The organism is Faecalibacterium sp. An121, assembly GCF_002160915.1.
Classification (GTDB): Bacteria; Bacillota; Clostridia; order Oscillospirales; family Ruminococcaceae; genus Faecalibacterium; species Faecalibacterium avium.
Map to the genome: position 1 here is coordinate 59,600 of NZ_NFLM01000001.1, position 25,287 is coordinate 84,886.

22 protein-coding genes and 1 riboswitch are annotated in these 25,287 nt (G+C 63.8%); of the genes, 13 read left to right on the forward strand and 9 right to left on the reverse strand.

Annotated features, from left to right (window positions below; genetic code table 11):
- Positions 1-115: 115 nt before the first annotated feature.
- From B5E66_RS00230 to B5E66_RS00245, 4 genes are all read right to left on the reverse strand, one after another.
- A complete protein-coding gene (locus tag B5E66_RS00230; RefSeq protein ID WP_087227981.1) occupies positions 116-703 on the reverse strand; it encodes an ANTAR domain-containing response regulator in 588 nt (195 codons plus the stop codon).
- A gap of 27 nt (positions 704-730) precedes the next feature.
- Positions 731-2,056, reverse strand: a complete 1,326-nt coding sequence (locus B5E66_RS00235) for a glutamine synthetase family protein (RefSeq protein ID WP_087227982.1) — start codon at positions 2,054-2,056, stop codon at positions 731-733.
- 163 nt (positions 2,057-2,219) lie between these two features.
- Positions 2,220-4,313, reverse strand: coding sequence for a glutamine synthetase III family protein (locus B5E66_RS00240; RefSeq protein ID WP_087227983.1), 2,094 nt, complete (start codon positions 4,311-4,313; stop codon positions 2,220-2,222).
- Positions 4,314-4,572: 259 nt separating this feature from the next.
- Positions 4,573-5,121, reverse strand: a complete 549-nt coding sequence (locus B5E66_RS00245; protein WP_242955879.1) for a rhomboid family intramembrane serine protease — start codon at positions 5,119-5,121, stop codon at positions 4,573-4,575.
- A gap of 343 nt (positions 5,122-5,464) precedes the next feature.
- Between B5E66_RS00245 and B5E66_RS00250 the strand changes: the two genes are divergently transcribed.
- A complete protein-coding gene (locus B5E66_RS00250; protein WP_158098289.1) occupies positions 5,465-5,986 on the forward strand; it encodes a CarD family transcriptional regulator in 522 nt (173 codons plus the stop codon).
- Between the two features lie 271 nt (positions 5,987-6,257).
- On the opposite strand, the gene B5E66_RS00255 is transcribed toward B5E66_RS00250, so the two are convergent.
- The 3 genes from B5E66_RS00255 to B5E66_RS00265 form a co-directional block, all read right to left on the reverse strand.
- Positions 6,258-6,950, reverse strand: coding sequence for a GAP family protein (locus B5E66_RS00255; RefSeq protein WP_087227985.1), 693 nt, complete (start codon positions 6,948-6,950; stop codon positions 6,258-6,260).
- A 187-nt stretch (positions 6,951-7,137) separates the two neighbouring features.
- Positions 7,138-7,626, reverse strand: coding sequence for a CYTH domain-containing protein (locus B5E66_RS00260; RefSeq protein WP_087227986.1), 489 nt, complete (start codon positions 7,624-7,626; stop codon positions 7,138-7,140).
- 22 nt (positions 7,627-7,648) lie between these two features.
- Complete coding sequence (locus tag B5E66_RS00265) at positions 7,649-8,746, reverse strand: mechanosensitive ion channel family protein (RefSeq protein WP_087227987.1); 1,098 nt, start codon at positions 8,744-8,746, stop codon at positions 7,649-7,651.
- A gap of 161 nt (positions 8,747-8,907) precedes the next feature.
- Positions 8,908-9,030, forward strand: a riboswitch (FMN riboswitch).
- A 133-nt stretch (positions 9,031-9,163) separates the two neighbouring features.
- On the opposite strand from B5E66_RS00265, the gene B5E66_RS00270 reads away from it, so the two are divergent.
- The 3 genes from B5E66_RS00270 (at position 9,164) to B5E66_RS00280 (ending at position 12,116) form a co-directional block, all read left to right on the forward strand.
- Positions 9,164-9,796 (forward strand): ECF transporter S component, encoded by a 633-nt coding sequence (locus tag B5E66_RS00270; RefSeq protein WP_087227988.1) that lies wholly within the window; start codon positions 9,164-9,166, stop codon positions 9,794-9,796.
- A 191-nt stretch (positions 9,797-9,987) separates the two neighbouring features.
- Complete coding sequence (locus B5E66_RS00275) at positions 9,988-10,551, forward strand: TetR/AcrR family transcriptional regulator (protein WP_158098290.1); 564 nt, start codon at positions 9,988-9,990, stop codon at positions 10,549-10,551.
- 149 nt (positions 10,552-10,700) lie between these two features.
- Entirely contained in the window at positions 10,701-12,116 is a 1,416-nt protein-coding gene (locus B5E66_RS00280; protein ID WP_087227990.1) for a radical SAM protein, read from the forward strand.
- 71 nt (positions 12,117-12,187) lie between these two features.
- On the opposite strand, the gene B5E66_RS00285 is transcribed toward B5E66_RS00280, so the two are convergent.
- Together B5E66_RS00285 and hisS are read right to left on the reverse strand one after the other, a co-directional pair.
- Positions 12,188-12,778, reverse strand: a complete 591-nt coding sequence (locus tag B5E66_RS00285) for an AAA family ATPase (protein ID WP_242958047.1) — start codon at positions 12,776-12,778, stop codon at positions 12,188-12,190.
- Between the two features lie 9 nt (positions 12,779-12,787).
- Positions 12,788-14,032 (reverse strand): histidine--tRNA ligase, encoded by a 1,245-nt coding sequence (gene hisS, locus B5E66_RS00290; RefSeq protein ID WP_087227991.1) that lies wholly within the window; start codon positions 14,030-14,032, stop codon positions 12,788-12,790.
- 187 nt (positions 14,033-14,219) lie between these two features.
- On the opposite strand from hisS, the gene B5E66_RS00295 reads away from it, so the two are divergent.
- The 9 genes from B5E66_RS00295 to B5E66_RS00335 all read left to right on the forward strand — a co-directional run bounded on the left by B5E66_RS00295 (position 14,220) and on the right by B5E66_RS00335 (position 25,230).
- On the forward strand, positions 14,220-15,458 hold the full coding sequence (locus tag B5E66_RS00295) for an MFS transporter (protein ID WP_087227992.1): 1,239 nt from the start codon (positions 14,220-14,222) through the stop codon (positions 15,456-15,458).
- 87 nt (positions 15,459-15,545) lie between these two features.
- Positions 15,546-17,459, forward strand: a complete 1,914-nt coding sequence (locus tag B5E66_RS00300; protein ID WP_087227993.1) for a flavocytochrome c — start codon at positions 15,546-15,548, stop codon at positions 17,457-17,459.
- Positions 17,456-17,812, forward strand: coding sequence for a NusG domain II-containing protein (locus B5E66_RS00305; protein ID WP_087227994.1), 357 nt, complete (start codon positions 17,456-17,458; stop codon positions 17,810-17,812). The genes B5E66_RS00300 and B5E66_RS00305 overlap by 4 nt, the downstream gene beginning before the upstream one ends.
- A gap of 276 nt (positions 17,813-18,088) precedes the next feature.
- Positions 18,089-19,780, forward strand: a complete 1,692-nt coding sequence (locus B5E66_RS00310; RefSeq protein WP_087227995.1) for an HlyD family efflux transporter periplasmic adaptor subunit — start codon at positions 18,089-18,091, stop codon at positions 19,778-19,780.
- A complete protein-coding gene (locus tag B5E66_RS00315; RefSeq protein WP_087227996.1) occupies positions 19,777-20,571 on the forward strand; it encodes an ABC transporter ATP-binding protein in 795 nt (264 codons plus the stop codon). The genes B5E66_RS00310 and B5E66_RS00315 overlap by 4 nt, the downstream gene beginning before the upstream one ends.
- Positions 20,571-21,773, forward strand: coding sequence for an ABC transporter permease (locus B5E66_RS00320; protein ID WP_087227997.1), 1,203 nt, complete (start codon positions 20,571-20,573; stop codon positions 21,771-21,773). Before B5E66_RS00315 ends, B5E66_RS00320 begins: the two co-directional genes overlap by 1 nt.
- Positions 21,774-21,810: 37 nt before the next feature.
- Entirely contained in the window at positions 21,811-23,853 is a 2,043-nt protein-coding gene (locus B5E66_RS00325) for an S-layer homology domain-containing protein (RefSeq protein ID WP_087227998.1), read from the forward strand.
- 1 nt (position 23,854) lies between these two features.
- Complete coding sequence (locus tag B5E66_RS00330; RefSeq protein ID WP_087227999.1) at positions 23,855-24,694, forward strand: ComF family protein; 840 nt, start codon at positions 23,855-23,857, stop codon at positions 24,692-24,694.
- Between the two features lie 68 nt (positions 24,695-24,762).
- Positions 24,763-25,230 carry a hypothetical protein gene (locus B5E66_RS00335; RefSeq protein ID WP_087228000.1) on the forward strand — a complete coding sequence of 156 codons (468 nt, stop codon included), beginning with the start codon at positions 24,763-24,765 and terminating at the stop codon, positions 25,228-25,230.
- Positions 25,231-25,287: the final 57 nt, after the last annotated feature.

Here is a 25,287-nt window from a genome sequence, read left to right on the forward strand (position 1 = left end):
GTCCGGGGCGCCTTTGAAAAGCCGCCCGGGGGTCCTGCCCGGCCAAAGCGGCCATACATACGAAAAGCGCCGGGTGACCCCCGCACGCTTTTCGCCAAGAATCATACAGCTTCTATTATACACCATCCAGGCCGTCGGAATCAAGTGCATCTATGATATCCTGGGCAACATCCCCCCGGCTGCGGCGGGTGTCCATGGCCTGCTTTTCGATCAGGCGGTGGGCTTCGGCCTCGGTCATCTGTTTGTACTGGATCAAAAGGCACTTGGCCCGGCTGATCAGGCGCAGCTGGGCCAGCTTTGCCTGGATGCGGTCGTTCTCCTGCCGCAGCCGCTGCAGCCGGTGGTTGCTGGCGGCTGCCATATGGACCGCCTGCAGAAACAGCGCCGCCGAAAAGGGCTTGCCCACCACCAGCACCCCTTCCTGGTTCATCCGGGGCATCAGCTGGTCGATGGCGGCGGCTTTGGCCAGCAGGATGACCCCGGCGTCGGTCTGGTCTGCCGCGGCGGCGCACAGCTCGTGCCCGAACTCGTCCGGCAGGGGGGCGTTTACGATCACCAGCTCAAAGCCGCCCTCCAGCATCCGGCGCCTGGCTTCGGTGCCGCTGGGGACGATGACGGGCCGGACATAGCCCAGTTCGGTCAGGCGGGCGGACAGGTACTCATTGGAGCTTGCCCCCGCGCTGACGATCATCGCTCGTGCCATGATACCCTCCTTTCTCCCGCGCCGGGGTCAGATGGCACAGAAATACCGGGCCCGTTCAAATTCGGCGGGGTCGGCGGCCTGGCGCAGCTCATCGCAGCGCCGCAGCTGCTCGGCAAAATAGCGCTGGGCCAGCCCCTCGGGCAGATACTTGGCCAGGAAGGGGCTCTGGCGCGCGGCGTCCACCGCTTCCTCCAGGGTGGCGGGCAGGACCTCCAGCCCCAGGCCGGCGGCCTCGGGGGGCTCCAGCTCGAACAGATTGCGGTTGACAGGGCCGCACAGCTGCATCCGGTTCTCGATGCCGTCCAGACCGGCGGCCAGGACCAGCCCGAAGGCCAGATAGGGGTTGCAGGCAGGGTCGGGGCTGCGCAGCTCCATCCGGCAGTTGTCCCCCTGCACCGCCGGGATGCGCACCAGCTGGCTGCGGTTCTGCCGGCTCCAGCTGACGTAGCGGGGGGCCTCGTCGCAGCCGAAGCGCAGGTAGCTGTTGGGCAGGGGATTGGTAAAGGCGGTCAGCTCCCGGCTGTGGGCCAGCACGCCGGCCATAAAGCTGCCGGGGATGCTGTCGGGGGCGATGTCCCCTTCAAAGAGGTTTTTGCCGTCCATATACAGGGAGATGTTGACGTGCAGGCCGCTGCCCGCCTGGCCGGCCAGGGGCTTGGGCATAAAGCTGGCGTACAGCCCGTTGCGCCCCGCGACGGCCCGTGTGATCTGCTTGAACGTCATGACGTTGTCGGCCGTTTTGAGGGGGCTGGCATAGTGGAAATCGATCTCGTTCTGGCCGCTGCCGCTCTCGTGATGGCTGTGCTGGGGGGCCAGGCCCATCTGCTCCATGGTCAGGCAGATGTCGCGGCGCAGGTTCTCGGCGGCGTCCAGAGGGTACACGTCAAAATAGCCGCCCTGGTCGATGGGAATGCGGGTGGGGCGGCCCCGGTCGTCGGTCTCGAAAAGATAGAACTCGCACTCGGCCCCCACGTTGCAGGTCAGGCCCAGGTGCTTGAAGCGGCGGACCATCCCCCGCAGAAAGCCGCGGCAGTTGCCCCCGAAGGGCCGCCCGTCCGGCTTCTGGATGTCGCAGAAGAACTGCATCACCCTCCCCTCGGCGGGGCGCCAGGGCAGGATGGCCAGGGTGCTCAGATCGGGGCGGAGCACCAGGTCGCTCTCCTCCACATGCATAAAACCGGGCACCGAACTGCCGTCGAAGCAGACCCCTTCCTCCAGGGCTTTGGGCAGGTCGCTGGCCAGCACGGCGATGTTTTTCTGGGTGCCGAAGATATCCGTAAAGGCAAAGCGGACGAATTTGACGTTGTTGTCCTCCACAAAATCGAGGACGTCCTGCTGTGTGGTGTAATGCATAGGCAGTCTCCCTAGGGCGTCTTGGTCGCGCCTTCAAAAAATGCCCGAAGGCCCGCCCCTCGCCCGCGAGGGGAAAGGGCGGGCCTCCAGGCCGGTGTAAGAAATAGGAAAAGGGAAATGGCACAGGAACCGGGCTGCGGTGCAGCCGGGAACAGGCAGCGGTTTACCCTTCGACGTAGTAGAGCATCTGGCTGTAGCTGGGCAGCGGCCAGTATTCTTCGCCGCAAATGGTCTCGGCGTTGTCGGCGGCGGCGCGCAGCACATCCATGGCGGGCAGGACGCTGTCGTGGAAGGCGTTGGCCTTCTTGGTCATGTCGGTCAGGGACTGGGCGGTGCGCTCGGCGGCGGCCAGATGGGCGACGGCGTCGCTCATGGCGTCGGCGTCTTTGGACAGCTGCTCCAGGGTGGAAGTCTCGCTGCGGGTGCTCAGGCTCTGGCTGACCGCACGCTTGGCGTTGATGGTGGCGGCCAGCTGGCCCATATAGGCGTTGATGGCGGGCAGCAGCTGCTTGCGGGCCATCTCCAGCATGGTCAGCGCCTCGATGTTGATGATCTTGGCGTAGTGCTCCATCTCCACCTCGTAGCGGCTGAACATCTCGGTGCGGGTCATCACCCCGAACTCCTCCATCAGCTGGATGTTCTTGGGGGCGATCAGCGCGGGCAGGGCCGCGGGGGTGTACTTCTTGTTGGGCAGGCCGCGGCGCTCAGCCTCGATCTCCCACTCGGCCGAATAGCCGTCCCCGTTGAAGATGACCCGGCGGTGATCCCGGATGGTCCGCTTGACCAGGGCGATGACGGCGCTGGTGAAGTCCTCGGCGCCCTCCAGCTCGTCGGCGTAGCCCTTCAGCTCCTTGGCCACGGCGGTGTTCAGGATGGTGTTGGCGTCGCTCAGGTTCTCATGGGAACCGGGCATACGGAACTCGAACTTGTTGCCGGTGAAGGCGAAGGGGGAGGTGCGGTTGCGGTCGGTGGTGTCCTTGCTGAACTTGGGCAGCACGTCCACGCCCAGGTCCATCTTCATCCGCATAGGGCCGGCGTAGGGGGAATCGGAGGCGATGGCGTCGATGACGGCCTCCAGCTCCTCGCCCACAAAGATGGAGATGATGGCGGGAGGCGCCTCATTGGCGCCCAGACGGTGGTCGTTGCCGGGGGTGGCCACCGAGGTCCGCAGCAGGTCGGCGTATTCATCCACCGCCTTGATCACCGCCGCCAGGAACACCAGGAACTGCAGGTTTTCCATGGGGGTGTCGCCGGGGTCCAGCAGGTTCTCTTTGCTGGTGCTCATGGACCAGTTGTTGTGCTTGCCGCTGCCGTTCACCCCTTCAAAGGGCTTTTCGTGCAGCAGGCAGACCAGGCCGTACTTGGGGGCCAGCTTCTGCATCATCTCCATGGTCAGCAGGTTGTGGTCGATGGCCACGTTGGAGGTGTCGAAGATGGGGGCCAGCTCATGCTGGCAGGGGGCCACCTCATTGTGCTTGGTCTTGGCGGGGACGCCCAGCTCCCACAGCACATCGTCCAGCTCCTTCATAAAGGCGGACACCCGGGGACGGATGGTGCCGAAGTAGTGCTCCTCCAGCTCCTGGCCCTTGGCTGCGGGGGCGCCAAACAGGGTGCGGCCGGTCAGGATCAGGTCCTGGCGCTTCTCATAGTCCTCTTTGGGGATGAGGAAATACTCCTGCTCGGGGCCCACGGTGGTGGAAACGTAGTCGGTGTCCTTGCCGAACAGCTTGAGGATGCGCCGTGCCTGGATGGACAGGGCCTTCATCGAGCGCAGCAGAGGGGTCTTTTTGTCCAGGGCCTCGCCGGTGTAGCTGACAAAGGCGGTGGGGATGCACAGCACGTCATCCTTGACGAAGGCGTAGCTGGTGGGGTCCCATGCGGTGTAGCCCCGGGCCTCACAGGTGGCGCGCAGGCCGCCGGAAGGGAAGGAGGAGGCGTCGGGCTCGCCCCGGACCAGCTCCTTGCCGCTGAATTCCATGATGGCGGTGCCGTCCCCCACCGGGCTGACAAAGCCGTCGTGCTTTTCGCTGGTGATGCCGGTCAGCGGCTGGAACCAGTGGGTGTAGTGGGTGGCGCCCAGCTCCATGGCCCAGCGCTTCATGACGCTGGCCACTACGTTGGCCACTTCGATGTCCAGAGGGGCGCCCTTGTGCAGGGTGTCCTTCAGGCTCTTATAGGTAGCACTGGGCAGACGCTCCTTCATCACATGCTCGTTGAAGACCTTGCTGCCGTAGATTTCCATAACGTTGGCTGCCATAAATCCTACTCCTTACTCAACATTGTCCATTCTTGTGCATCTCACCGCCCCCGGGCAGGGACGGGGCCGCAAACACAAAAGGCGCTGCGAGTCGGAGGTGACTCACAGCGCCGTTGCTGCTTATGTATGCATTATACCGGCTGGATGTCCAAAAAACAATAGACAAAACTGACGATTTTGGCTGTGGAAAGCTGCGGGATTTTCAGCCAAACGCTTTGAATCGCCGGTCCTTGGAACAAGAGTGTGACTTTTGCGGGCCTCAGCGCCTGCGGCGGCGGGGCCGGGCATAGGCGCTGTAAAAGCCGAAGGCGGTGCCGCACACCCCGCCTACGATGTGCATGAAGTTGGCCACGTTGTCCTGTACGAACAGGATGGCGTAGATCTGATCCCCCAGGTAGAGGGCGGCCACCAGCAGCATGGTGACGGGGATGCCTCCGGTGCCGCCTGACAGGGAGGCCAGCATGATGAGCATGAACACGATGCCCGACGCCCCCAGCAGCGCCACCCCGGGGAACAGGATGCACTGCAGCACCCCCGACACAAAAGCGGTGAGGACGATGGCCTGCAAAAGGGGAACGCTGCCGTACTTTTCCTCCATGGGCGGGCCTACCACCAAAAACAGCAGCATATTGCTCAAAAAGTGTTCCAGGTCGGCGTGGCCCAGCACATGGCCGAACAGCCGCAGATAGAACAAAGGATCTTTCAGGGAGGAACGGTAGACGCAGAACAGGTGGGTGGTGGTCCAGCCACCGGTGGCGCCGTCCAGGGCCAGGGCCCCCAGAGACAGCAGGAAAAAGGTGAGGACCACAGGGGAATTGTACTGGAAGCTGATGCGGAATTTGGCGTGTTTCGTAAGAGCCAGCTCCTTTCGGGGGCGGTGAGGTGCAGTCGTACATTTTATTTTAACACAAAGCGGCGGCACTTTCCAGTACAGAGGACATTCCTCACTGTATAAGACACGTAAAGAGGGCGAAAATTCGACATTTTGCCCTTGAACAGAAAAGACGGTTTGTGGTATAATGATCGTATATACGAAGAACAGGATCGCCCGCACTGCCGCCCGTCCCGCTGTCTGCCGCCGGCATGGGGTGCTGTTCTCCAGTGCGTATAGGATGTTTTCCTGCGGCCGGCGGGGTGAGGAGGGATGCAGTATGTTCCGGAAAGAGGATTATGTGGTGTATGGGGATCTGGGCGTGTGCCAGGTGCAGGACATCGTGGAGCGCAAATTTGACGGGCTGGACAAGGCCCATCTGTACTATGTGCTGGCCCCGGTGTACCAGGACGGGGTGCTGTATGTCCCGGCGGACAACCCCCGCATCTTCCTGCGGGCGGTGATCTCGGCGGAGGAAGCCAACCGCCTGATCGACCAGATCCCCACGATGGAGGGGAAGGCGTTCCACAGCCGCAGCTCCCAGGAGCTGAGCGCCCACTATGAGGAGGCCATGCGCACCCACAGCTGCGCCGATTTGATCCGGCTGACCATGTCCATCCACACCAAAAAGAGGGATCTGGCCAGCCAGAAAAAGAAATTCGGCCGGGTGGACGAGCATTTTATGAAGCGGGCCGAGGACAGCCTGAACGGGGAGTTTGCCATCGCGCTGGGCATCCCCCGGGAGGAAGTGCCGGGGTATATTTCCCGGCGGATCGCCGCCCTCGCCCTCGCCAAAAGCTGACCCAAAAAAAGCCCGCCTCAATGGCGGGTTTTTCTGAGCGTGTCGAAAAACGACACGCTTTAGGGGGAACCCATTTCTGCCTGCTGCGCAGGTCAGAAATTCTTTCCCCCTAATATCCCCCTGGGGACAAAATTTAGCGCTGAACCGCGCACTCAGCCTTACGGCCTCGCACACTCTCAGCGCTAAATTTCCCTGTATGTGTCCTGTCCATCCGCACATGTCGGCTGGACAGGACTTTTTTACAGTCTGGGGCGGCTTTCATGGCAGGCTGTCACAGCAGCTGGGGGCCGCCGTACCAGATCAGCGCGGCGCCGGCCAGGCTGACGGCTCCCGGTATGATGTAGGAGGAGACTTTGCTCAGGACCTGCTCCAGCTTGTGGATGGCGGCAGTGCCGTGCAGCCGGTTGTAGCCGAAATAGAGCAGCATCAGGGGCAGGCAATAGATAAAGGTGTAGAGAAGGATGAACAGCAGCACCAGCAAAAAGGGCAGGTGATACCCGGCCAGCAGGGCCAGGAAGCCGAAGTAGGGCAGGGCGCTGGTCAGTTCCAGCAGGCAGAACACCACGCCCATCACAAAGAGGGAGAAGGGGTTCAGCTGGGCGGGCTGTTTGGGGCTGTCCGCCTCTGCCTCGGGAGCGGCTCCGGCCAGGGAGAGCCGGCGGGTGCGGATGATGAGGCGCAGGCCGACGGTCAGGCACCCCAGCCCCAGCAGCAGGGCCGAGCCATACAGCTGGGTGGGCCAGTTGCCGGCGGCCCAATCCAGCAGGCGGGCCAGCTGGGCGGCGATGCCGTAGTAGACGGCCAGGCCCAGCAGGGTGTTGGTCAGGAATCCGCCCATGGTAAAGAACCAGGTATCGCTCTTTTTGCGGGCGGAAGCGAGCAGCAGCATATACTGGGCGATGGCGGTGGGGTTCAGGCTGTCAAAAAAGCTGGCGGTCAGGGTGGTGCCGATCAAAAGCCACATAGTTCTCCTCCTTGCAGGTGCTGTGGTCGGGGCCTTGGTGTACAACCGAAAAAGGGCAGAAAAAAACGCCTTGGACCATCCCTCCTTCAAAGGCCTACAGAGGGCGGCAAGGCGTTTACCCGGCGGTAAATCATTCAGAACGGGGTCAGTATAGCAAACCGTGCGGGAAAAGTCAAGGGGAGATCGCTCAGGTGCGGGTGCGCTCCCAATAGGCGCCCATGCTCTGGCCCGGCTGGCCGGTCACCTCGTCGGACAGGTAGCCGGACAGGCCGCAGGGAGCGGGGTCCCACTGCCGGGCGGCGGTCACGGTGGGGTATTCGATCTCGGCGTACCAGAAGGCGCCGGGCTGGCCGGCATCCACATGGTTCACCTCCAGGTGGCAGCCATCGGGCAAAAGATAGGTGCGGCGCAGCTTTTCGATCAGGGGCTTTGCGATGATCCGGGCGGCCAGCTGGTCAAACAGTTTCTTTTCGATGGGCTGTTCGATCTCCTCCCGGGCCAGGCCCCCCGCCGACTTGAAGCAGAGGATATAGCGGGTGGGGCCGCCGGTCTTGGCCTCCTCCCGGATCCGGACGGTGGGCTGTACGCTGATATAGCCCTGCCGCATCCGGAACTCCTCTACCAGGGGCAGGCCGTCGGGCCAGCCCTCCACCATCCATTTGCGTTCGATCTCCATAGCGCAGGTCCTCCTTTCAGGTTCAGTTTTTGTTTTCCACCGGCTTGATATACACGCTGGTGGAGGGGAAAGCGAAATCCAGCCCGTCGGCCCGCACCACATCCATCAGATCCAGGTTCAGGTCGTTGCGCATCCGGTAGAAGGTGCCGGCGTCGGGGGTGCGCACATAGGCCGAGACCAACAGGTCGATGCTGGAGGCCCCGAACCCGCTGACCTCCACGATCACCGAATCCTCGTAGGTGTAGGGGCTGGCCTTGAGCATGGCCCGCAGGTCCTCCATCAGCTTTTCCAGCTGGGCGCGGGTGGCGCTGTACTCCACCCCCAAAGTGAAGCGGTACAGCCGCTTGGTCCGCTCGGTGCCGTTGTTGACGGTGGAGCCGCAGACGTTGCTGTTGGTGAGGATATAGAGGGAGTTGTCCAGGGCTCGCACCCGGGTGGAGCGGAAACTGATGTCCTCCACCGTGCCCTCGATGTCCCCCACGACGATCCAGTCGCCGATCTGGAAGGGGCGCTCGATGAGGATCATCAGCCCGCCGAACAGGTTGCTGGCGGTGTCCTGGGCGGCCAGGGAGATGGTCAGGCCAAAGAGGCCGGCGCTGGTGATGATGCCCGACACCGGCAGGCCCAGCTCCTGGGCAGCCATCAGGATGCCCAAAAGGATGATCACTACTTTGTAGACTTTCACCAGGACGTTCTGCAGCGTCTTGCTGGTGCGGATCTCATCCCGGGAGGTGGTGAGCAGCAGGCTGGTCAGCTCGGAGGCACCGTACAGGCCCCAGCTCAGCAGCAGGATGCAGAAAAACCGGTAAAGCGTCAAAAACAGCGGGCGGGCGGGCACCGTGCCCCAGGGCAGGGAGACAAGGCCCAGATACAGCCCGGTGAGGAGGGCGGTATAGGCCGCAGGCCGGACGAAGCTGCCCAGCAGGATGCTCACGGCCCGGGAGGGCCAGTGGATGTGGAGCAGCCGGGGGAACAGCCACCGGGACAGCCAGCGGCTGACCAGCCATCCCGCCAGCGCCAGCAGGACGGCGCAGGCGCACCGGGCCGCAAAGGCGGGAAGGCCTTCCAGCAAAAGGGCGCCCCCCAGGGAAAAGCTCAGGTCTTGTATCTGAAAAAGCATGATGGTTCCTTTCTTTGAGGGTTGATTCGGGCGGATGGGACAAATTCAGCCCTTTTATTCTAGCATAGATCGGCCCCGCAGGCAAACCCTTGCCGGGGAAAAGTGTGACTTCCGTTTTCCCTCTTGCTTTTTCCCAGCTTTATGCTATACTATGGGCAGAAAGTTCGTTTCGGGGCGGGGTGAGATTCCCCACCGGCGGTAGAGCCCGCGACCACTTTGCTGCAAAGTGCTGACCCGGTGTGATTCCGGGGCCGACAGTATAGTCTGGATGGAAGAGACGATGAACAGTTGATTTTTGACTTGTCATTGCGCCCTGTTGTACCATTTTGGTAGGACAGGGCGTTTTCTGTTTATCTTCCGGAAAGGAGCTTTCCCCACTATTTTTGATCGGGGCGCTGCCCCGGGGAGGTAACGACAATGCAAGCAAACACACAGACCACACCCATCCGCACCGGCGACCGGGACCGCATCCGCAAGCTGACGGTGACAGCCATGCTGTCCGCCGTGGCTTTCGTGCTGATGTTTTTGGATTTCCCCATCCCCATGATCATGCCCTCTTTTGTGCAGATGGACTTTTCCGACCTGCCTGAGCTGCTGGGCGCCTTTGCCCTGGGCCCGGTGTACGGCGTGCTGATCAGCCTGCTGAAGAACCTGATCCACCTGCTGCTGGCTTCCTCCACCAATGGCGTGGGCGAGCTGTGCAACTTCCTGTTCGGCGCCGTGTTCGCCTTTGTGGCCGGCTTTGTGTACCAGCGCCGCAAGACCCGCGCCGGCGCCGTGCTGGGCGCCGTACTCGGCTCGCTGGCCATGGCGGTGATCAGCGTCCCCCTGAACTATTTCCTGACCTACCCTGCCTATGTGGTGCTGTACGGTATGCCGATGGAGACCATCCTGGGGATGTACCAGGCCATCCTGCCCTCGGCGGACAGCCTGATCAAGTGCCTGGTCATCTTCAATATGCCCTGGACCCTGGCCAAGGGCCTGCTGGATGCAGCGCTGTGCATGCTGATCTACAAGCCCCTGTCTCCCATCCTGCACGGCCGCCGCTGAGCCGGCCTGGCCGTTCCGTTTTGAACCAAAGCGCCCCGCCGGTCTTAGGGCCGGCGGGACTTTTTTGTTTTTTGAGAAATGATAAAACTTTCGTTACATTTTTGCGCTATACTGCGCTTGGATGGGCAGTGCGCCTGTCTGTGTGGGAAAGAGTTGCCATGCCAAGCATGGCGGAAAGGAGCGTGATCGGGATGGCGCAGACAACAAAGCGGGCCCTGGCGGCGTCGCTCAAAGAACTGCTGCTGCAAAAACCCTTCCATAAAATCACCATCAGTGACATCACCCAGCACTGCGGGGTCAACCGGATGACCTTTTACTATCATTTCCATGATATCTATGACCTGGCCAACTGGACCTTTGAAGAGGATGCGGCGCGCCTGCTGAGCGGCAGGATGTCCGCCCAGGACTGGCGGGACGGTTTTCTGGCCATTTTGCAGGAGCTGCGCAAAAACCGGCAGATGATCCTGAATGTCTGCCGGTCGGTGGACCGGCAGACGCTGGACCGGTATCTGTGCAAGGCCATGTGCCGGCTGCTGAACGGGGTGCTGGACGAGATGCCTGGCGGCAGGGATCTGAGCCAGGAGGACCGGGACTTCATCGTGAGCTTTTATGCCCATGCCATCACCGGCATCATCCTGGAGTGGGCCGACAGCGGCCTGAAGGAAGAGCCGGAGGCCCTGGCCCGCCGCACCGACAGGCTGTGCCTGTGCAGCATCGATCGGGTGATCGAAACATTTCTTCGGGAAGAAGGGTGAACCGGTTTGAATCAAGTAGGCCGCCGTGATGCAAAAAGCATCACGGCGGCCTTTTTGTTCATGGAAGTTCCCGACCCTCTGCGCCTATACTGTGTGCATCCCCGTTACGCATAAAAATGGAGTAGAAAACAGACAGAGGAGGCAGTAGGATGACTACCGCGATCAACACACTTTCCCACAAGATGCAGCGCGCCGCCGCCGGGACCCTCATCGACATGGCCCTGGGCTATGCCGCCAAAGACAGGCAGAAAGCCTACCTGCAGATGGTGGACTGGGCCCGCCAGTTCTGGGGGGACGGTCTGCCGGAAGAAAGTTACGACAAGGCCCGGGCCGCCCTCAGCGACCCGGACAACAAATGGGTGCGCTACATCGACCGAGTGCTGGACGAGACGGACCCCCATGTGGCCCGGGTGACCGCTCTCAACCTGGGGTTCGAAGCCTTTCTGCGGGGAACTAGGAGCATCCGCAAAAACCGGGAACTGTACCAGTGCAACATTCCCTGGCTGATCCTGTTCGACCCCACGTCGGCCTGCAATATGCACTGCGAGGGCTGCTGGGCCGGCACCTACGGCGGACGCAGCAACCTTTCGTTTGAGGATATGGACAAGATCCTCACCCAGGGCAAAGAGCTGGGCGTCTATCTGTATATGCTCACAGGGGGAGAGCCTCTGGTGCGCAAGGCGGACATCATACGGCTGGCGGAAAAGCACAGCGACGCCGAGTTTGCCATCTACACCAACTCCACCCTGATCGATGAGGCCTTCTGCAACCAGCTGACCAGGCTGGGCAACATCATCCCCATGCTCTCCATCGAGGGCACCCCCGAGACCAACGACGCCCGCCGGGGCGGCGGCCACTACGCCGCCGTCATGCGGGCCATGGATCTGCTCAAGCAGCACGGCATCCCCTTTGGCACCTCCATCTGCTACACCCGCGCCAATGTGGAGGCGGTGACCAGCGACAGTTTTCTGGAGATGATCGCCGAAAAGGGGGCCAGGTTCGGCTTTTATTTCCACTATATGCCGGTGGGCAGCGATGCTGCGCCCGGCCTGCTGCCCACGGTGGAGCAGCGGGAATACATGATCCGCCGCATCCGCTACCTGCGCTCGAAGGACAGCCCCATCGCGTTTTTCCCCATGGACTTCCAGAACGACGGCCAGTATGTGGGCGGATGCATCGCCGGCGGCAGGAACTACTTCCACATCAACTCGGCGGGGGACGCGGAGCCCTGCGTCTTTATCCATTATTCCAACGCCAACATCCACGACAGCTCCCTCCTGGAGATCCTGCGCAGCCCCCTGTTCATGGCCTACCGGGAGGGCCAGCCTTTCAACCAAAACCACCTGCGCCCCTGCCCCATGCTGGAGAATCCCCAGCTGCTGGAGGAGATGGTCCACAGGACCGGCGCCCATAACACCGACCTGGCCTCCCCGGAAAGCGTGGAGCATCTGTGCGCCAAATGCCGGCAGTATGCCGCCGACTGGCAGGAAGCGGCAGACCGGCTCTGGCCCACCCTGGAAAAACCCGCCAGGGGCTATCAGAATTACAAGCAGGCCGACGCCTGAACTCCCTTTCCAAAAACGGGACGCCGCCCCCGGTATCATGCCGGAGACGGCGTCCCGTCTGTTTTGGCTGTTCAGCGGCTCCAGCGGACGGCCCACTCCAGGGCGGCCGCCCCCACCTGCTCGGGGGTCATGTTGGCAGTCTGGAGAACGTCCACATTGTCCTTTTGGGCAAACCAGGCCCGCTTGAGGGGCAAAAGTTCCTGCAAATAGTGCTCGAAGAAACCCCGGTCCCGGGCGGCGTCCCCCTCTTTGCGGCGGCGCAGCACCGGGTCGGGCGCGTCCAAAAAGAGGATGCGCCGGGGCATACAGCGGCGCACCGCCGCCAGTTCCCGGGCCAGGGGGCCTTCCACATCCCAGTCCTGCCCGATGGTGCGGGGATAGTGCAGGGTGTAGAATTCGATCTCCTCCGCCCCGAAGTCCATCACGGTGCAGGGCCACGGCCGGGCCTGCTGCCAGCGGTCCACCTCATGCTGCAGCCAGAGGCGCTGGATCCGGATGTAGTCGTCGCAGCGGGTCTTGTCCAGACCCAGCCGCTGCACCTGGCCGATCACGGCGCGGTTGTCCTCCAGACAGACGTGCAGGTCGGGGGCGTGCCGGGCCAGATACCGGGCGGCGGTGGTCTTGCCCACCGCCATGCCCCCCTGCAGGGAAAGAACGATCATGACATCACCTTACGCGCGGTCAGCAAACCACTTGATCTCGTCCTTGCCGAAGAAGGCGGCCCCTGCAAAGCCTGCGGCCTCCAGGGAAGCCAGCTGCTTGCCCAGCTTTTTGCCCTGGGCCAGCACCGTGACGCTGTGTTCGGCCCGCAGGGCTTCGGCCTGGGCCAGCACGGCGGCAAAATCGTCCCCGGCCCTGTACAGCAGGGCCAGCTTCTGCCGGGCCCCGGGGATCCGGTAGCCCTGCTCCAGCAGGATGCCGCACACCCGCTCGAATCCGATGGAAAAGCCCACCGCCGGCACCTGCTGGCCCAGGAACTTGCCCACCATGTTGTCATAGCGGCCGCCGCCGGCCACCGCCCCTGCAAACTGGGGGCAGACCACCTCGAACACCATGCCGGTGTAGTAGCCCTGGCCGCGCACCAGGCTGGGGCAGTAGGCCACCTGGTACTTGCCCTGGGCCAGACGGCCCGCCGTCGCAAGGACGTACCGCAGGCCGTCGGCGATGGAGGGGTCGGCGCAGCGGGCGGCCACCGCCTCCAGGGAGACGTCTCCCTGGGCCAGGAAAGAGGCCAGGGCGTCCACGGCGGCGGCAGGCATCTGCTTTTCCAGCAGCTCGGCCCGGACCCCTTCGGGGCCTACCTTGTCCATCTTGTCAAAGGTGATGCACACCGAATCCAAAGTGTCGGGGGCAAAGCCCATGCTCTCCAGCATCCCCCGGAGGATGCGCCGGTCGTTGACGTTGACGGTGAAGTCCGCAAAGCCGATCCGGAGCAGGGCCCGGGCGGTGACGTCGATCAGCTCCACCTCGGCGTTGGGGCTCTCGTCCCCCAGGATGTCGATATCGCACTGGACGAACTCCCGCAGGCGGCCCTTCTGGGGGCGCTCGGCCCGGAAGACCCGGTCGGTCTGGATCACCTTGAAGGGGGCGGGCAGCACGCTGCGGTTGGCCGCGTAGTAGCGGGACAAGGGCAGCGTCAGGTCGTAGCGCAGGCCCATGTCGGCCAGCTGGTCGTATCGGCCTTCCTCCAGGGCGGCGGAGAGCTTTTCGCCCCGCTTGAGCACCTTGAAGATCAGGTTCAGATTTTCGCCGCCCTCGGATTTGTCCAGGTTCTCCATGTCTTCCAGCATGGGGGTGGAGATCCGCTCAAAGCCAGCTTCCCGGTAGACCTGGAGGATCTGGCCCTGGATGTGGTCCCGCAGGGCCTGCTCGGCGGGCAGAAGGTCCCGCATCCCTTTTAAAGGTTGAATTTTCATCTGTTGAATCCCTCTCTTTTCCACACGAAGGGCGGTAAAATGCAGCCCCGGTTCGGTCGTAGCTCTCATTATATAGAATAACAGGCCGGCTTGTCAACCAGAATACGTGTATCCGATATGCCCTGGAAAACAGGCGGGCGCCCCGTGCGGGGCCGCCGGCCCCACAAGAGAAGGGAGCGTGGCACAGATGCAGAAAAAGGCAGGATCTTCCGCCCGGCCGGGCGCCATCCTGGCGGCAGGGGCGGCTGTCCAGCTGCTGACAGGCCTGCCGGCGGCCTGGGGGATATTCCAGCAGCCGGTGATGGAGGAATACGCGCTGGGGGAGGCGGGGGCCACCGCCGCCTTCAGCATCCTGATCGCCGCCTACGGGGTGGGGTGCGTGGTGGGCGGCTTTTTGCAGGACCGGCACGGCCCCCGGTGCGGAGCCCTCTGGGGAACCGCCCTGCTGTGCGGGGGACTGGCAGGGGCGGCGCTTCTGCCTGCAAAGGCGGGCTGGGCCATGGGGCTGGCCTTCAGCATCCCGGCGGGGCTGGGGACCGCGTTCCTCTACCCGTCCATCCAGTCCTGCGTCCAGAAGTGGTATCAGGGGCGCAAGGGGTTTGCCACCGGGATCACCGGGGCGGCAGCGGGGCTGTCGGGGGCTTTCCTGACCCTGCTGGTGCGGCTGACTGTGCCCCGCTGGGGAATCCGCGGGGCCTTCTGGACCCTGGCGGGGGCGGCGCTGCCGGTATGTCTGGCCGGCGCCGCCCTCCTGACCGACCCGCCCGGCGCCGCGAAACAGGGGCAGAAGGCCCAGGGCCCCGACTACACGCCCGGCCAGATGCTGCGCACCCGGCAGTATTGGCTGTGTACGGCGGCCGTCTGTCTGTCCACGCCGGCTGTGCTGCTGTTCAGCCCCATCATCCTGCGGCTGGGTCAGGCCCGGGGTCTCAGCGAAGGGGAAGCGGTGTGGGCGGTGGTGCTGGGCAGCGTGGGCAGCACGGCGGGCCGTCTGCTGATGCCCCTGCTCAGCGACCGGATCGGGCGCCGCCCCACCGACCTGGTGCTGTTCGGGGCGTCGGCAGCCCTGTCGGCCGGCTTCGCCTTTGCCCGGGGATGGGCGGTGGCGGCGGTCTATGCGGGGCTGACCTTCTGCTATTCGGCTCTGGCGGCGGTGCTGCCCGCCTTTTCCACCGACCTGTTCGGGCTGCCCCACGCCGGGGTGAACTACGGCTTTCTGGCCCTGGGACAGAGCGTGGGAAGTCTGCTGTTCCCCCTGGGGGCCGGGGCTCTGGGGCTGGAGGCGGGCCGCCACTGGGCCGCCGCCGCAGCGGCCATGGGGGGATTTTTGTGCATCTGGCTGGTCAAGCCCACCGCCCCGGCGGCCCCCGGCCAACCGCGCGGCCCAAAAGCTACAAAACAAAATCAAAAGCGCGGCCTTGCTTGACAAACAGGTAACGATCCTGTACAATCAAGCTGGATGTGTCTGCGGAGAACAGACACCGTTCAAGGTAAAGAAGAAAGGAAAAAAGACATGAGAAAACGCATCGCTGCGCTTGCACTGGCGGCGGTCATGGCCTTTGGGCTGGCCGGCTGCGGTGGAAGCAGTTCCTCGACTGCCGGCTCGGCACAGTCCGGCGCGACAGGGGTGTCGGGTGAGTTCACCGGCACCGCCCAGGGCATGGGGGAGGTCACCGTTACCGTTACCCTGACCGACGGCGCCATCACCGGCTGCGTCATCGAGGGCCCCGACGAGACAGAGGGCATCGGCTCGGTGGTGCTGGAGAACGCCCCCGACGAGATCGTCTCGGCCAATAAGGGCTCCATCGACGTGGTGGCAGGCGCCACCATCACTTCCAACGCAGTCAACGAGGCTCTGGCCGCAGCTCTGGCTGCCGCCGGCCTGGACGCTGCCGACTTCACCGGCAGTGCCGCCGAAGGCCAGACCGCCGAGGACAAGGTCATTGACACCGACGTGGTGGTCGTGGGCGCCGGCGGCGCCGGCATGACCGCCGCCATCACCGCCGCCCAGGCCGGCCGGAACGTGGTCGTTCTGGAGAGCCAGGCCATGGTGGGCGGCAACTCGGTGCGGGCCACCGGCGGCCTGAATGCCACCAAGACCCCCGCCCAGGACAAGAACGAGTTCAATGAGGCGGCCGGCGTGGAGGCCACCCTGGCCGCTGCCGCTGCCGACTACGCCGACAATGAGACCATCACCGCCCTGGCCGAGACGGTGGCCCAGCAGTGGGCCGACTACCAGGCCAACCCTGTGGGCTACTTTGATTCGGTGGAGCTGATGGAGCTGGACACCATGATCGGCGGCCACGGCGTCAACGATCCCGCCCTGGTGGAGACGCTGTGCTCCAACTCGGCGGACGCCATCGCCTGGCTGGCAGAGCAGGGCATCGATATGCCCAGTGTCTCCAGCTTCGGCGGCGCATCGGTCAAGCGGATCCACCGCCCCCTGGACGACGAGGGCAAGGTGATCTCGGTGGGCAGCTACATGATCCCCCGCCTGGAGGACAAGTGCGAGGAGGAGGGCGTTGAGATCCTGCTCAACACCACCGCCACCAAGATCCTCACCGATGCCGAGGGCGCAGCCGTGGGCATCGAGGCCACCGACAACAAGACCGGCGGCACCGTCACCGTCAACGCCAAGGCGGTCATCCTGGCCACCGGCGGCTTTGGCGCCAACCTGGATATGGTCGTGGAGTACAAGCCCGACCTGGCCGGCTTCATGACCACCAACGCAGCCGGCGCCCAGGGCCAGGGCATCGACATGGCCGTGGCCATCGGCGCAGGCACGGTGGATATGGACCAGATCCAGATCCACCCCACTGTGGAAGCCAACACCGCCGCCCTGATCACCGAGGGCCTGCGCGGCGACGGCGCCATCCTGGTCAACGCCGAGGGCAACCGCTTCACCGATGAGGTGGGCACCCGCGACGTGGTCTCGGCCGCCGAGATCGCCCAGACCGGCAGCTACAGCTGGCTGATCATCGACCAGGCCATGGCAGACGCCTCCAGCGTCATCCAGGGCTACATCAACAACGGCTACACCGTCACCGGCGAGACCTATGAGGAGCTGGCCGGCGCCATGGGCGTCGATCCCGCCGCTTTCACCGCCACCATGGAGAAGTGGAACGCCGCCGTTGCAGCCGGCGTGGACGAGGAATTTGGCCGCACCAGCTTTGCCAACCCCCTCGACACCGCGCCCTACTACGCCATTAAGGTCACCGCCGGCATCCATCATACCATGGGCGGCCTGACCATCAATCCCCAGACCCAGGTGCTGGCAGGGGACGGCAGCGTCATCGCCGGCCTGTATGCGGCAGGCGAAGTGACCGGCGGCGTCCATGGCGCCAACCGCCTGGGCGGCAACGCCGTGGCTGACTTCACCGTCTTTGGCCGGATCGCAGGCCAGCAGGCTGCCGACTATGCTGCATGAAGCGACCCGCTGACAGGCCCCGCCGCCGCTGGCTGATCAACGCGGTGTTTGCCGCAGTGGTCCTGCTGGCAGCCGGTGGGTTGTGGCTGGCTCTGGGCCCTGACAAAACCGGGGCCAGCCGGGCTGTGGTGGATTTCGGCATGGGGATCACCGAACAGATCCCTCTGGACGCCGACCACGACTATTACTACGAGGTGGGCGGCTACGTCGTCCACCTGCAGGTCAGCCAGGGGGCGATCGCCTTCCTGGACAGCCAGTGTCCGGACCACGTCTGCGAGGACTTCGGCTGGCTGGACCAGCCCGGCCAGTGGGCCTGCTGTGTGCCCGCAGGGGTATACGTCACGGTGGAATAGGCCCGGCCGGCGCAAGCAGACAGACAGGGGCTGCCGCATGGAAATGCGGCGGCCCCTTTTGGCGCGCACAGCTGAACAGAATGCAGTCAAAGTGTGAAAATAGGGCGAAAAAATTGCGATGTAAAAGGATGTCTTTTTAAAAATTTTATGAAAGAAAAGTGGTTTTGCTTGTCTGGATTCGCCGGTGTGCTATAATAAGAAAGCGATCCTTCGGCGCAAAAGGGGCCTGTGCGCCCTGCCGGAGGGACAGACAGCAGATCAGGAGGAAAGATTTACATGACCTGGAAAAAGAACAAAGGCGCGCCTGCCGGCCAGCAGCCCCGGGCGGATGACGCGGCAGCCGCCGAGTCCGGCCTGAACAAGTATAAAAAGTATCTCAAGTGGATCATTCCGCTTGTTGTTGTAGTCCTGCTGGTGGTGGTGATTGCACTCCGCAACGCCAGCACCGCCAAGACCGCCGAGGTGGCCCCCGAGTATACCCAGGCCTCCGTGACGAGGCGCACCATCTCCCAGACCCTGAGCACCACCGGTACCCTGAATGCCGCCAACAGCTACAAGGTCAAGACGCTGGTGCAGGGCGAGATCCTTTCCTCGGATTTTGAAGAGGGCGACCAGGTGAGCAGCGGCCAGCAGCTGTACCAGATCGAGAACAGCGATGCTTCCACCAATGTGGAGCAGGCCCAGATCAACCTGGAGCAGGCCCAGCGCAACTACGATCAGATCGCGGATTACCGCTATGTGCGCTCGCCGGTGGCGGGCACCATCTACACCCTCAGCGTCAAGGTGGGGGATGAGGTCACCAGCGGCCAGGAAGTGGCCGTGGTGCAGGATGCCAGCCAGATGGTCCTGCAGCTGACCTTCCCCTCCGCCGACGCTGCCCATTTTGCGGTGGGCCAGAGCGCCCAGATCACCCTGGACGGCACCTTTGAGGTGCTGCAGGGCACCGTCACCGAGGTGTCGGGCAGCGACGTGCTCAGCACCGGCAATGTGCTGGTGCGCAACGTGACCATCTCCACCGCCAACAACGGCGCGCTGAACACCGCCCAGTCGGCTACCGCCACCATCAACGGCATCAGCTCCACCAACAGCGCCACCTTCAATTACCGTGAGCAGCGGACCCTGACCGCTTCCACGGCGGGCACGGTGGCCAAGATCTACATCAGCGAGGGCGGCCAGGTGCCCGAGAACGGCATCGTGCTGGAACTGTCGGGCGACGACCTGGAGGAGACCATCCAGAGCGCCTATGAGAGCCTGCGCAGCCGCGAGATCTCGATGCGCAACGCGGAGGACACCCTGGCCAACTACACCATCACCGCGCCCATCAACGGCACCGTGATCCAGAAGAACCGCCAGGCCGGCGAGTCGGTGGAGAGCGGCAGCGACCTGTGCATCATCTACGACATGAGCTACCTGGAAATGACCATCAACATCGACGAGCTGGACATCAACCAGATCAACGTGGGTCAGCCCGTCACCGTCACCGCCGACTCGGTCAACGGCACCTTTGACGGCGTGGTGACCCGTGTGTCGATGGTGGGCACCACCCAGGGCGGCACCACCACCTATCCCGTCACCGTCCAGGTGGATGAGTACGGCGACCTGCGCCCCGGCATGAACGTCAATGCCGATATCGTGGTGGAGCAGGCCTCCAGCGTCATCGCGGTGCCCAACGCCGCCGTGGAGCGGGGCGACATCGTGCTGGTGACCACCGAGTCCCCCAGCGCCGCCAACGCCCTGGCCGATACCCCGGCCCCCGAGGGCTACGTTTATGTGCAGGTGGAGACCGGCGTCAGCGACCAGAACTACACCGAGATCGTCAGCGGCCTGCAGGAAGGGGACATCATCGGCTATGTCTCCAGCAGCACCTTCAGCTATGACGATTACAGTACATCCACGGATGCGGCCACCGGCAGCATCCTGATCGCGGGCGTGGTCAACCCTGTCCCCGCCCTGGGAGGGCGTAAATGAGCGCATTGATCGAATTCAACGAGGTGTGCAAGTTCTACCAGATGGGCGATACCACCGTCAAGGCCCTGGACCACGTCACCATGCGGATCGAAAAAGGGGAGTTCGTGGCCATCGTGGGCCAGTCCGGTTCGGGCAAGTCCACCTGCATGAACATCATCGGCTGCCTGGACGTGCCCACAGCCGGCACCTATCAACTGAACGGCCGGGACGTGGGCAAGATGAAGCGCAGCGAACTGGCCGCCATCCGCAACGAGATGCTGGGATTCGTGTTCCAGCAGTACAATCTGCTGCCCAAGCTGAACCTTTTGGGCAACGTGGAAGTGCCCATGATCTACGCCCGGGTGCCCCGGGCCCAGCGCCATGCCCGCGCCAAAGCGGTGCTGGAGCAGGTGGGGCTGGGGGATAAGCTGAAAAGCAAGCCCAACCAGCTGTCGGGTGGCCAGCAGCAGCGGGTGTCCATTGCGCGGGCCCTGGTGCGCAATCCGCCCCTGATCCTGGCGGACGAGCCCACCGGCGCTCTGGATACCCATACCGGCCGGGAAGTGCTGGGGATGCTGCAGGAGCTGAACCGGCAGGGGCACACCGTCATCCTGATCACCCATGACAACTCCATCGCGGTGCAGGCCCCCCGGATCATCCGGCTGGAGGATGGCCGCATCGTCTACGACGGCGACGCCCATTCGCCCGACGCTTTTGTCGTCAGCCCCATCCTGGAGACGGTGCTGGAGAGCAGCCAGAAGAAAGCCCCGGCCCCCCAGGGTCAGGAAGGAGGCGAGAGCCCGTGCTCTTGATGGATACCTTTATTCTGGCGCTCAAGAACATCTGGAGCAACAAGATGCGCACCATCCTGACCATGCTGGGCATCATCATCGGCGTGACGGCCGTGATCGTCATTGTGGGTCTGGGCAACGGCATGACCCAGTCGGTGCGGGACAGCTTCTCGGCCATGGGCATCAACAGTATGTCGGTGTCCATCTGGGGCCGCGGCTCCTCCCGCAACGCCAGCGTGGACTATATGTACCAGGTGGTGCAGGACAATCCCCTCTATCTGCAGGATATCTCCCCGTACATCCAGGTCTCCGGCGGCCAGACCGTCAAGGAGGGCCGGGATACCTACCGCTACACCGGCGTCTACGGGGTCAATGAGGACTACACCTCCATGGCCAACTACACCATCGCGGACGGCCGCGGCCTGCAGTACATGGATATCAAGGAAAACCGCTATGTCTGCGTCATCGGCGACTATCTGTCCCGGGAGGCGTTCAACGGCAACGCCATCGGACAGGACATCAAGGTAGGCCCCTACCGCTTCCAGATCGTGGGGGTACTGGCCGCCAAGGGCAACGACCCCGAACTGCAGGAGGGCGGCGAGGATGACCGCATCTACGTGCCCTATACGGTGGCCATGAAGATCAACCAGCAGAGCACGGTGGACACCTACACCGTCATCATGGCGGACGAGAATTACGCCAACCAGGCCAAAGCAGCCGTGGAACAGGCCCTGTATGCAATTTATGAGGATGAAGACGCGTATTATGTATACAGCATGAGCGAGCTGCTTGCCCAGATGAACCAGACCATCAGCATGGTGGTCATGGTCCTGACCCTGATCGCGGGCATCTCCCTGCTGGTGGGCGGCATCGGCATCATGAACATCATGCTGGTGTCTGTCAGCGAGCGCACGCGGGAGATCGGCATCCGCAAGGCGATGGGCGCCCGGGAGCGCACCATCCTGTTCCAGTTCGTTGTGGAAGCGGGCACCACCTCGGCCCTGGGCGGCGTCATCGGCATCCTGCTGGGGTACGCCCTGTCGGCGGCAGCCACGGCGGCTGTGCCCCTGATCATGCCGGGGGAATCGGTGGCCATTACCCCGGGCAGCAGCGCAGTGCTGGTCTCCTTTGGCATCTCGGTGGGCATCGGTGTGATCTTCGGCTATCTGCCGGCCCGCCGTGCCGCCCGGCTCAACCCCATCGAGGCGCTGCGCTATGAATAAGCGCCCCGCCTTGAGTGAAACATGAGGAGAAGCGAAAATGAAGAAACGACTTTTGTCCCTTCTGCTGGCAGTCTGCATCCTGATCCCCATTCTGACGCTGCCGGCCGCGGCCGTCAACAGCAATGTGGCCATCCAGACCGCCCGCACCATGGGCGTGCTGGATGTGCAGACCGCCGAGGAGCTGGCCGCCCCCGTCACCCGGGGAGAGTTCGCCCGGATGCTGACCATGGTCTCGTCCTACCGTGAAACCGTGAATGAGCAGATCCTGGTGGGCAGCCTGTTCACCGACGTGAACAGCTCCACCGCATACGCTCCCTACATCCGCATCGCGGTGCAGCAGGGCTGGCTGACCGGCTACACCGACGGCACCTTCCGCCCCGAGGGCACCGTCAGCCTGGAGGCCGCCTGCGCGTCCGCTCTGCGGCTGCTGGGCTTCACCCCCACCGACCTGGCGGGCGCTTTCCCGGCAGCACAGCTGAGCAAGGCCACCGAGCTGGGCCTGCGCAGCGGCCTGACCCGCAGCCAGGGCGAGGCCATGACCCGCACCGACTGCGCCGTGCTGCTGTACAACACCCTGACCGCCACCAACAAGAGCGGCTCGACCTACGGCAACACCATCGGCCTGACCGTCTCGGACGGACAGGTGGACACCTCCACCATCCTGGCCAGCAGCCTGAAGGGACCTTTCGTGGCCCAGGCCGGCGAAGTGCTGCCCATCGTGCCCACCACCGTCTACCGCAACGATGAGGTGAGCAGCTCGGCCCAGCTGAACATCAACGACGTCTACTATTACAGCGAGAGCCTGAATTCCCTGTGGATCTACACCAACAAGGCTTCGGGCCGGATCACTTCCGTCTCCCCCAACGCCGCCGCCCCCACCTCGGTGACGGTGGCCGGCGTGACCTACCAGATCGGCAGCACCGATGTGGCCTACCGCATTTCCTCCCTGTCGGGCGGCGGCGTGGGCCAGGTGGTGACCCTGCTGCTGGGAATGGAAGATGTAGCCGTGGGGATCCTCACCGGCGAGGAGGTGGACCAAAGCTACTACGGCGTAGTGCAGTCCTCCAGCAAATCCCTCATCACCGATAACGGCGCCGACGTCATGCAGACCGTCCGTGTGCTGTGCACCGACGGCACCGTGCGCAGCGTCCGGGTGGACAAGAACCTCCGCTACCCCACCGGGTGGCTGGTGTCCATCACCGCCACCCCCGAAGGGGAGAGCGTGGCCTCCCTGAGCGAGCGGGGGGTCAGCGGGCTGTTCAGCGCCGCGGGCCGCAGCCTGGGCAATTACAGGCTGGCCAACGACGTGGAGATCCTGGACACCACCGCCGACGGCACCGGCAAGACCATCCGCCTGGACCGTCTGGACGGGGTGAACCTGTCCGAAAACGATATCCGCTACTATGCCCTCAACGACGCGGGGGAGATCTCCCGCCTGGTGCTGGACGATGTGACCGGCGATGTCTGGACCTATGGCTGCCTGACCGGCTGGAGCATCAACAACAACAATTCCGTCCTGGATGACCTGACCAACCTCCAGCCCAACGATGTGCTGATGCAGATCGTCACCGGCCTGGCCTCGGGCGTGGTGACCGGTTCGCTGCTGAACGATATCTGGAGCGAAGTGACCGGCAACACCGGCTACCTGACCAGCCTGGTGCTGAACCTGCTGGCCAACAACACCAGCGGCCTGCTGAGCACCGTGCTGGGCACCATTGCAGGGGGCGCCAACTACACCTATATGACCGGAACCTCTGCCACCACCTCCACCACCGATGTGCTGTACCCCGTTGTGGCGGGCGGCATCGGCGTGCGCTATGAGGTGAACGGCTCGGTGCGTGGGATGGTGCAGCTGCAGCCCATCCTGATCCAGGACCTGGGGGCTGCCTCGGTGACTGCCACCGGCGGCGCCCGCTATGAGACCGCCGACGATATGCAGGTCTATCTGTGGCACATGGGCGTCTACTATCCCACCACCCTGTCCACCATCAACTCCCAGGACTACTTCCTGGTGGGGTGGGTGGATTCCTGCACCGCAGGCCATCAGGTCCGCGTGCTGACCGCCCTGCGGAAGAACTGAGATGCGGGCGGGACTGGGCGGCTACACCAGGCCGGAGATCCTGCTGCGGCAGGCGCTCGGGCTTGTACTGCCCCGCCGGTGCCCTTTCTGCGGGCAGGTGTTGGGCTGGATGCCCCAATGCCCCGATTGTGCCGGTATGCTGAAAAACCGCGCACGGCATCCCCAGGGCCGGAACCTGCCTCTTTCGGGCATCCAGCCCGGGATCCTCGCCTGGGCTGCGTCCGCTTTCTGGTATGAGGGCACTGTGCGCAGCGCCATCCGCCAGGCAAAGTACGACCGCAAACCCTGGATCGCGGTGCAGCTGGGCTGTCTGCTGGCCCAGCAGATGTTTGGGGTCCGGGTGGATGTGCGGGGCGGGGTGGAGATCCCGCGGCCTGCGGCAGACCCGGTCACCGACTGTGACCTGATCGTGCCCATGGCCTCCTCGGGGCGGGGCAGGGCTTATAATGTCCCGGCCCTGATGGCCTACCCGCTGGGTCATGGCCTGGGGATCCCGGTGGACGAGGCTGCCCTGCTGCGCACCCGCCGCGGGACGGCGCAGGCCGGGCTTTCGGGCCAGGAACGGGTGATCAACGCCATGGGGTTGTTCCGGGCAGACGCCGACCGGGTAGCCGGACGACGGGTGCTTTTGCTGGACGATGTGATCACCACCGGCTCAACGGTGTCCGCCGCGGCCCAGGCCCTGCTGTATGCAGGGGCCGAGTGGGTGGGCGCTGTGAGCTTTGCCGTCCCCTGGGAAAATCAGACGCTGCCCGCGTATCCCGGTGTCCCCTTTGAGGGGAGAGGGGAGGGCCAGTGGGAGGACGCCGGTCCGGAAGAAGACGAAGAGATCCCATTCTGAAAACGGGAACCGATTTGCCGCAGCGCTCCTGCGGCAAATTTTCCTGTCCATAAAGGAGGAGCTGCATCATGAACCCGAGAAAACAGAGATTTTATATTGCGGCGGCCGCTGTGCTGGCCCTGGTGGCCCTGGCCTGGTCTTTGCTGGGCAGCCCGGTGGTGCTGTGGCACAACCACCAGCTGAAATCGGCCCTGACCGGCCTCACCGACACCACCATCACCCTGGAGCAGGCGGTGCCTTTCAGCTGGGACGAGGTGTATACGTTTGCGCCTTATACCCCGGTGGAGGAGATCCAGCAGGTGATCGGCGCCCAGAGCTACAACCTGCGGGAGGCACAGAGCGAGGGGATGCTGCAGCTGGTCTTTCTGGACGAGGGCGCAGTGACCGCCGCGATCTGCGGCTTTCCCGCCGAGCTGGGCTATGAGATCGTGTTCCCCGACGCGGCCGGCACAGACCCCGGTCCTATCACCCACGGCGAGGACATCTCTTTCACGGTGGAACGCACAGAAAGCGTGGTGCGGCTGACCGCCGCATAAAAGCGGGAAAAAACCCTTGACAAAACCAGCCCGGTCCGGTATAATAATGAAGCTGTG